The sequence below is a fragment of the Natronomonas sp. genome (assembly GCF_046710025.1).
Classification (GTDB): domain Archaea; phylum Halobacteriota; class Halobacteria; order Halobacteriales; family Haloarculaceae; genus Natronomonas.
This window is the reverse complement of sequence record NZ_JBKEGK010000009.1, coordinates 19,556-27,182: the sequence shown is the minus strand read 5'-3', so window position 1 is coordinate 27,182 and position 7,627 is coordinate 19,556. Positions and strand designations below refer to the sequence as shown.

Here is a 7,627-nt window from a genome sequence, read left to right as displayed (position 1 = left end):
CGTGTGATCCTCGCCCTGCACTTCGATCGACAGTTCCGTCTCCAGATTCTCGATGACGCGTAGATCCATTGTGGGTAGGTAGGCGTATCGGCCGTATGAGCGTTACGGAGCCCCGACGCTTGGACGGATACGGGGGACCCCGGCGCATAGTACCGCCCTCACCCCTACTGGCGCGGGCAGATATTACTTATATCGGCGGGAACACCGAGGCTTGCCGGGGGCGAGCGATCCTGTCGTTGGGATCCCGGACAGGGGTCATATGCCGTCGTCAAGCACCCAAGCGGAGGACGCCGATGCGGTTACTGGGCTCCGAACAGGAGTAAAGAGTTTTGCGCCCACGGCGTGGAAGGGACTGTATGTCCACGTTCGAGTACGACGTCGCCATTGTTGGAGCCGGGACGTCCGGCTGTTACGCCGCGGCCACAATCGCCGGGGCAGGGTACGACGTCGTCATCGTCGAGCGCAAAGCGGAGAGTGAAGCGGGCCACATCGCCTGTGGGGACGCCCTCAAAGGTGCGGACAAGTTCCCGGAGTCGATCCCAAAATCCCACATCGAGGATTCCTTCACCAACACTGAGGTTGACCACGGTCGCTTCGAGATCCCTCAAGAGGGCGTGGCCCTCGACATCCCGGTCCCCGGCGAACTCGCCGTCATCGACCGCTACGATTACGGCCGCCGAATCCTCGAAGGGGCCGAACACGCTGGAACGACGTTTCACTACGACACCGTCGTCCAGGACGTCCTGCAGGACGACGATGGCCGAGTACACGGCTTTGAGGCGACAAAGCAGGGCAAACACCGGCGCTACGAGGCCGACATCGTCCTCGACGGCGCCGGCGCTCTCTCGCTCCTACAGGACAAAGCCGATCTTGAGGGGGCGAGTTTCGATACGAACGTCCGGTACTCGCAGTTCTCCTCGGCCTACCGGGAAGTCATCGAAGTCGACGAACCGGTCGAGTGGTCCGACGCGCTCGTTTTCAAGCCGACGAAGCGCTCGGCGGGGTATCTGTGGTACTTCCCGCGGACGCCAACGGAGATCAACGTTGGCCTTGGCTTTCAGATGAACGAGGAGCCGATGCAGTTGGTCGCCGACCTCCGGGAAGACGTTCGGAATCGCCCGGAACTCAAGAACGCCACCGTCAAGGACAAACTCGGGGCGGCGCTGCCGACCCGCCGACCCTACGATTCGGCGGTCGCCCCCGGCTACATGGCGATCGGCGACGCCGCCGCCCACGTCAACCCGGTCAGCGGCGGCGGGATCGCCGGGGCCGCCTACGCCGGCCAGTACGCCGGTGAGCAGGCGATCGAGGCACTGGATGCCGGCGACGTGAGCGAATCGTCGCTGTGGCGCTACAACGAGCGCGTCATGGAGCACTACGGCGGCCGCTACGCCGCTCTCGACGTCTACAACATCTTCTCGACATCGTATGACCTCGACGACCTGCTCGCGCTGCTCGCGTCGCTGCCCGCCGGGAAACTCTCGGACGCGCTATACTCGGGGTCGGCGAACGTGGGGCTGGGACTCAAACTCCGAGTGCTCGTCCGGAGCTTCGGCCACTGGGGAACGCTCAAGAACCTCTATGAGACGAAACGTCTCGCTGACCGCCTGCTTGAGCACTATGGGACATACCCAGACTCGCCCGAGGGCTTCTCCACGTGGCGGCGCGAGCGCGATCAAATCATGGACGAAATCTACGCAGAAACCGGCGCTGAGGCGAAGTACTGACGCTTCTCTGGGTATCAGACACACCTCAGCCGACGTCCTCTACCGTAGTTGAGCACAGAGCCAGAGCGACCGTCAAGCTATATACCACGAAACACCGGGCCACGAAACACCGGGCGGAGCGCGCCGACGTATCATCCACCCAGCAGTAGTGGGGAATTGCGACAAGTGTTCTTTATAGATTACCGTGATATTACTAGAAGAATACCATTCGATTTATTACGGGATCTCCCGAAATTTCACTCGGACGGCGGACAGCGGTAAGCGGACTTCCCCACCCCCCACCGGCTTACCCCGTCGTCTGTTTTCCGCTGGAATCTACTCCGGCGATAGCCCCGTTCCGACCCGATGGTGCGCTGGCGCAAACAGTGATTGATTCGCCCGCCGACAACAGCGTGGGTCAAATAAAAACCGGGAGTACGGTCAAACAACGGAAGCCAGGGGTGCGATTTGAACGCACGAACTCCCGATTACAAGTCGGGTGCTTGAACCACCCAAGCTCCCCTGGCACACATCAGCCGTCGTCGGATGTCACGGGGTCGTCGTTGATGGGCTTTTCGAGTTCGATCCGATGAGGTGCGTACCCGTGTCGCGAATAAAACGACCGCGCCGCGTCGTTTCGCGCCATCGCCTCCAACGTGACGGCATCTACGCCCACCGCTTCGAGTTCGCGCTCGGCCGCGGCGAGGAGCGCGCTCCCAACCCCAACTCCGCGGTCAGACGGTTCGACGTAGACATTGTGAATCGTCCCGCGCGTGATGTCCTGATCGTAGCGACCTGACTCTCGCCCAAACGTCACAAACCCAACGGTAACGCCTTCCCGCCGTGCGAGCAAGACGGTGTCGGTGACGGCATGTCTGAGCATCGTTTCGTGGATCGTCTCTCGGTTGGCCTCGGCTTCGAGACGAGAGCCGTACCGACGTTGATCGGCGGCGAGATCGACCCAGAGGTCGGCCAGTCGGTCCGCATCGCCCGTATCCGCCACCGAGATCGTCACATCCTTTGGGGGGTTTGGATCAGGGTCGGCCGCACGGTCGTCCGGTACGTCGGCCACCACGGCTATCGGTCGAGGGCCTCGACGCCGGCGAGCATGTCGCCGGTCAGCATTCGTAGCGCTGCGCCACCGCCGGTCGAGACGTGATCGAAGCCCTCGAGAAGCTCGAGTGCCCGGAGCGCGGAGGCTGTATCGCCACCGCCCACGATGCTCGTCTCCGCTCGCGTCGCGGACTTGTATAATTCGAGTGTCCCCGTCTCGAAGCGGTCGTCCTCGAAGACGCCGGCAGGGCCGTTGAGGATCGCGGTCCCGGCATCGTCGAGGATCTGGGCGTAGGCGGCGACCGTTCGAGCGCCGATGTCCATCGCCGGTGTGTCGCTCGGCAGTTCGCCGAGGTCGAGTTCGTGGCGTTCGTCGCCGCGCTCGACGGCGACGTCTCGGGGCATATATATCCGGTGACTAAAGTCGTCCAGCAGGTCGCCAGCGTTCTTGACCGCGTCGTGGCTCCGCTCGTTGACGACCCCAGCGGAGGCGGCCCCGAGCGAGACGCCGTCGGCCAGGAGGAACGCGTTGCCGACGATGCCGGCGGTCAACACCGAATCAGCGAGCCCCCGCTCGAGAACCGACCGCGCGACCTCGATGGAGTCGTCGACTTTCGCGCCGCCGAGGACGTACACGCGCGGTTCGGGACTCTCGGCAATGTTACCGAGAACGTCGATTTCGCGCTCCATCACGCGCCCGGCGTAGGGCGGCAACAGTTCTGGGAAGCCAACGATCGATGGCTGGCGGCGGTGGGAGGTAGCGAAGGCGTCGTTGACGTACGCGTCGAGGGCAGGGGCGAGCCGCTCGACGAGATACGTCTCCGCCGCCGCCTCGGGGTCGAACGACATGTACTCCTCCGAATAAAATCGGGTGTTCTCGAGGAGGATCGCGGCTCCCGGCTCAAGATCTGCGATCCGCTTGCGGGCGTCGGCGGTGAACGTCGAGTCGCTGTAAGCGACTGGGACCTCGAGAAGTTCGTCAAGCCGGTCGGCGTGCGCCCGGAGGTCGGTGAATTCCTCGCCGCCGGGGCGTCCCTGGTGGGCGAGCAACGCCACTCGCGCGTTCCGGCGGCACAACTCGGCGATCGTCTCGACATGCGCCCGGAGCCGGGCATCGTCGGCCAGCCCGTTGCCGCCCATCGGGCTGTTGATGTCAACGCGAACCCCGAGCGCGGCCCCCTCGGCATCGAGGTCGTCGAGCGTCCGTATCATACTGAAGCACTCAATTGGTCGTTACGAAAGCCTTGCGCAACGAGTCCGCGAGGACGGCGAAGCCAGGCCCGATCTGGACCGCAGCAGTTCCTGCGACGATCCGCTCCGCCGGCCCGGCGGGGCTGACAGAAGCCGTGTGGCTGGCTCGACGGCGCCGACAGCGCCCACTTGGCCGGCCTGACAAGGCCAACGAAACTGATCAAGCCGAAGGGTACTTTAGGATGTGTGCCGCCTACCCGAGTAGGAGACATAGTATGGGCACAGCCATCACAGATACCTATGAAAAAGGCCAGAAATTATTGGCTACGGACCCCATTCGTGCGGTGGTCGTGGTCGTGGCCGTGGTCCTGTTTCTCGACCTCGGCTGGCAGTTGGCTTCTGGGCAGACACCGATCTCCGAACTCGGCGTGCTCGTGAAGGACGGACTGATGCGGGGGCTGTTTTTCGGCCTCGCTGGGATCGGACTCTCGATGACGTACAGCATTCTGAACTTCGCGAACTTCTCTCACGGCGACTTAGTCACGAGCGGCGCTTTCGCCGGGATGATGGCGACATACGTCGTAGCGGGCGGCTTCGGGGCGGAAGCCAATCTGGGGTCGCTGCTGCTCGTCGGCGCCGGCGGATCGGTGTTCGGCGCCAGCCTCGGAATCGGGGTTGCCACCTCACCCCTCGCCGTGCTCGTCGGCGTTCTCGTCGCCGGGGTGTCGGCAATCGGCCTCGCGCTCGCGATCGATCGACTCGCATACCGGCCGATTCGGGACCGATCCGGAATAGCGCTGTTGATAACGAGTATCGGCGTCGCGTTCGCGCTCCGGTATCTCATCCAGTTCATCTTCGGGCCCGGTCGGCGTGGCGTGACGGCGTCGGGCGATGTGCCGAGCATTGCGGTTCCGCTCGTCGATGGGACTGTTAGTGTCAATCTTCACGAGATCTCGCTGGTCGTCGTTGCGGTCGTGCTGATGGGCGGGCTTCACCTGCTCCTCCAGCGGACGAAACTCGGGAAGGCAATGCGGGCGATGGCGGACAACGAGGACCTCGCCAGAGTCACCGGGATTCCGACGGAGCGGGTGATCCGATCTACCTGGATCATCGGCGCTGGCCTCGCCGGCGTCGCCGGATACATGTTCGTCATCTGGAACGGAACGCTGCACTGGTTCCAAGGGTGGGTCCTGCTGTTGCCGGTGTTTGCGGCGGTGATCCTCGGCGGGATCGGCTCGATCTATGGGGCCATCGTCGGCGGCCTCGTTATTGGCCTGGCGATGTCGGTATCCGTGGTCTGGATTCCGACCGGCCTCTCGCGGGCGGCTGCGTTCGTTGTCATGATCGTCATGCTTCTCGTGCGCCCAGAGGGCATCTTCTCCGGGAGGTCGACGGCATGAGCGACGCGACTGCCGACGATCCGAACACGGGGCTATCGGGTGCCATCTGGGGGCAGGACGCGGTGAAGCTGACGGCGTTGGTCGCCGGATTGTTCGCGCTTTATTTGATTGGTGGGACACTCCTCGAGTACGGTGTCCGACAGCAGGTCAACTCGATCGCCCAGCTTTTGTTCTACATCGCTGTGTTCGCGATGTTGGCGCTCGCACTCAACCTCCATTGGGGGTACACCGGACTTTTCAACATCGGTGTCATCGGGTTCATGGCGATCGGCATCTATACGACGGCCATCCTCTCAAAAGGGGCGATGGTAACCGAACCGGCGGCGGGATCGACGGGCGGGTTCGGCCTCCCACTGTGGCTCGGCATCATCGGCGGGGTGATCGCGGCGGCGGTCTTCGGTGGGCTCGTCGCGTTGCCCGCGTTGCGCCTCCGTGCGGACTACTTTGCGATCGTCACGATCGGCCTTAGCGAGATCGTTCGGTTCACGCTGCTCGAATCCAGCTTCCAAAGCATCGCGATCGCCGGGTACTACACCGGCCTCGGCGGTGGATCCGGGCTCATACTCGATTTCGACCCGACGGATCAGTTCCTCGCCTTTTTCGGGCTTTCGGAGACGTACGTGGCCGCCACGGAGTCGATCGGCACCCGACTCGGCTTGGGGTCGAACCCCGCACCGGTCCTTGACGGCCTCCTGTACGGGCTGCTTCTGCTCGTGTTCCTGATCGGGTTTTATATGACGCTACAGCGGATCGGCAACTCCCCGTTCGGTCGGGTATTGAAGGCTATCCGCGAGGACGAGGAGGCGACCCGTTCACTCGGCAAAGACACAAGCGGGTTCAAAATAAAGGCGTTCATGATCGGCTGTGGGCTGATGGGGCTCGCTGGCATCCTGTTTTACGCCGAGCAGGGCGCGATCACGCCCGACGCGTTCCGGCCGCGGATCACGTTCTTCGTGTGGATCGCGCTCATCATCGGCGGCGCCGGATCGAACACGGGCAGCGTGGTCGGCGGCGCAGTCTTCGCGGCATTTCTGTTCCGCGGGCCGCTGTTCGTTAAGAATATTGTCCAAGAGACGATCGAGGTTGACGCGGTCGACACGTTCGGCCAAGCCGTCGCGCCGATCGTCGGCTCGGCAAACCCGGTTCCGTTCTTTGTGTACACCATCGACAACATGCAACAGCTCCAACTCGCCATCATGGGGGTTGTGCTCATCTATCTGATGCACAACCGACCCGAGGGGATACTCGGCCACCGCAAGGAAGCTGCGAGCCCGATCGGGCTCGAACGACCGTCGATCAGTGGGTCGATCGGGACCACGTCGAGCGACGGCGACAGCACGGAGACGGATGAGGTGACGACAGATGAGTGATACCGAAGCGACCGATGCGGCCACGGAAACGGCCGTTTCAGGCAGATCTGACGCATCGGTCGAGGACCGCGAGGGGGTCGAGACGCACGATTCGGACGTCGAACGGGCGGCAAAGCACACGCCGAGTTCGATCCCGCTCCGCGTCGAGGGGCTCAGAAAACAGTTCGGAAGCATCACTGCCGTCGATGGCGCGAATTTCACCGTCGAGGAAGGATCGATCACCGGCTTGATCGGCCCGAACGGGGCCGGGAAATCGACGACATTCAATTGCATCACGGGGATCCACGAACCGACCGACGGGACGGTTTACTTTGAAGGGGAGGACATTACTGGGCTCTCGCCGAACCGGGTTGCAAACCGGGGGCTCGTCCGCACGTTCCAACTCGCTCGCGAACTTGAGGAGATGACCGTCATCGAGAACATGATGCTCGCACCGAAGGAACAACTCGGCGAATCGCTGTGGCGATCGGTGCTGCCGGTCGCTCGTCGGAGCGTCGTCGAACAGGAACGGGACGTGCTCGAACGCTGTTGGGAGATGCTCGAGTTCTTCGAGATCGATCACCTAGCTCAGGAGTACGCGGGTAACCTTTCGGGGGGGCAACGGAAGCTTCTGGAGCTAGCCCGAGCGTTGCTTACGGACCCGACGATGTTACTGCTCGACGAACCGTTCGCCGGCGTCAATCCCTCGCTTGAGGCGCGGCTCCTCGAGCACATTCACGAACTGCGTGGGGACGGGTACACGTTTCTCATCGTCGAACACGACATGGACCTGATCATGGAGAACTGCGAGCACATCATCGTGATGCATCAAGGGTCCGTCCTCATGGAGGGGTCGCCGGCCGAGGTTCGGTCGAACGAGGCGGTCATCGAGGCGTACCTCGGGGGCGACGTCGAATGAGCGACACAG

The 7,627-nt window shown here is 63.1% G+C and carries 6 protein-coding genes and 1 tRNA gene; 4 read left to right on the top strand and 3 right to left on the bottom strand.

The features are described 5' to 3' along the window. Positions 1-356: 356 nt before the first annotated feature. Positions 357-1,727, top strand: coding sequence for a geranylgeranyl reductase family protein (locus ACI944_RS01485; RefSeq protein ID WP_411717291.1), 1,371 nt, complete (start codon positions 357-359; stop codon positions 1,725-1,727). A 432-nt stretch (positions 1,728-2,159) separates the two neighbouring features. On the opposite strand, the gene ACI944_RS01480 is transcribed toward ACI944_RS01485, so the two are convergent. The 3 genes from ACI944_RS01480 to ACI944_RS01470 form a co-directional block, all read right to left on the bottom strand. Continuing rightward, a tRNA-Thr gene (locus tag ACI944_RS01480) sits at positions 2,160-2,233 on the bottom strand. Between the two features lie 5 nt (positions 2,234-2,238). Continuing rightward, positions 2,239-2,778 carry an N-acetyltransferase family protein gene (locus ACI944_RS01475; protein ID WP_411717290.1) on the bottom strand — a complete coding sequence of 180 codons (540 nt, stop codon included), beginning with the start codon at positions 2,776-2,778 and terminating at the stop codon, positions 2,239-2,241. Between the two features lie 5 nt (positions 2,779-2,783). After that, on the bottom strand, positions 2,784-3,971 hold the full coding sequence (locus tag ACI944_RS01470) for a phosphoglycerate kinase (protein WP_411717289.1): 1,188 nt from the start codon (positions 3,969-3,971) through the stop codon (positions 2,784-2,786). A 428-nt stretch (positions 3,972-4,399) separates the two neighbouring features. Here ACI944_RS01470 and ACI944_RS01465 point away from each other — a divergent pair, with 428 nt between their 5' ends. The 3 genes from ACI944_RS01465 to ACI944_RS01455 are packed head-to-tail and all read left to right on the top strand — an operon-like array spanning position 4,400 to position 7,618. Then, positions 4,400-5,350, top strand: a complete 951-nt coding sequence (locus ACI944_RS01465; RefSeq protein WP_411717294.1) for a branched-chain amino acid ABC transporter permease — start codon at positions 4,400-4,402, stop codon at positions 5,348-5,350. Further along, the gene (locus ACI944_RS01460) at positions 5,347-6,720 is read left to right on the top strand and encodes a branched-chain amino acid ABC transporter permease (RefSeq protein ID WP_411717288.1); all 1,374 of its coding nucleotides are present in this window, start codon (positions 5,347-5,349) and stop codon (positions 6,718-6,720) included. Before ACI944_RS01465 ends, ACI944_RS01460 begins: the two co-directional genes overlap by 4 nt. Beyond that, positions 6,713-7,618 (top strand): ABC transporter ATP-binding protein, encoded by a 906-nt coding sequence (locus ACI944_RS01455; protein WP_411717287.1) that lies wholly within the window; start codon positions 6,713-6,715, stop codon positions 7,616-7,618. Before ACI944_RS01460 ends, ACI944_RS01455 begins: the two co-directional genes overlap by 8 nt. Positions 7,619-7,627: the final 9 nt, after the last annotated feature.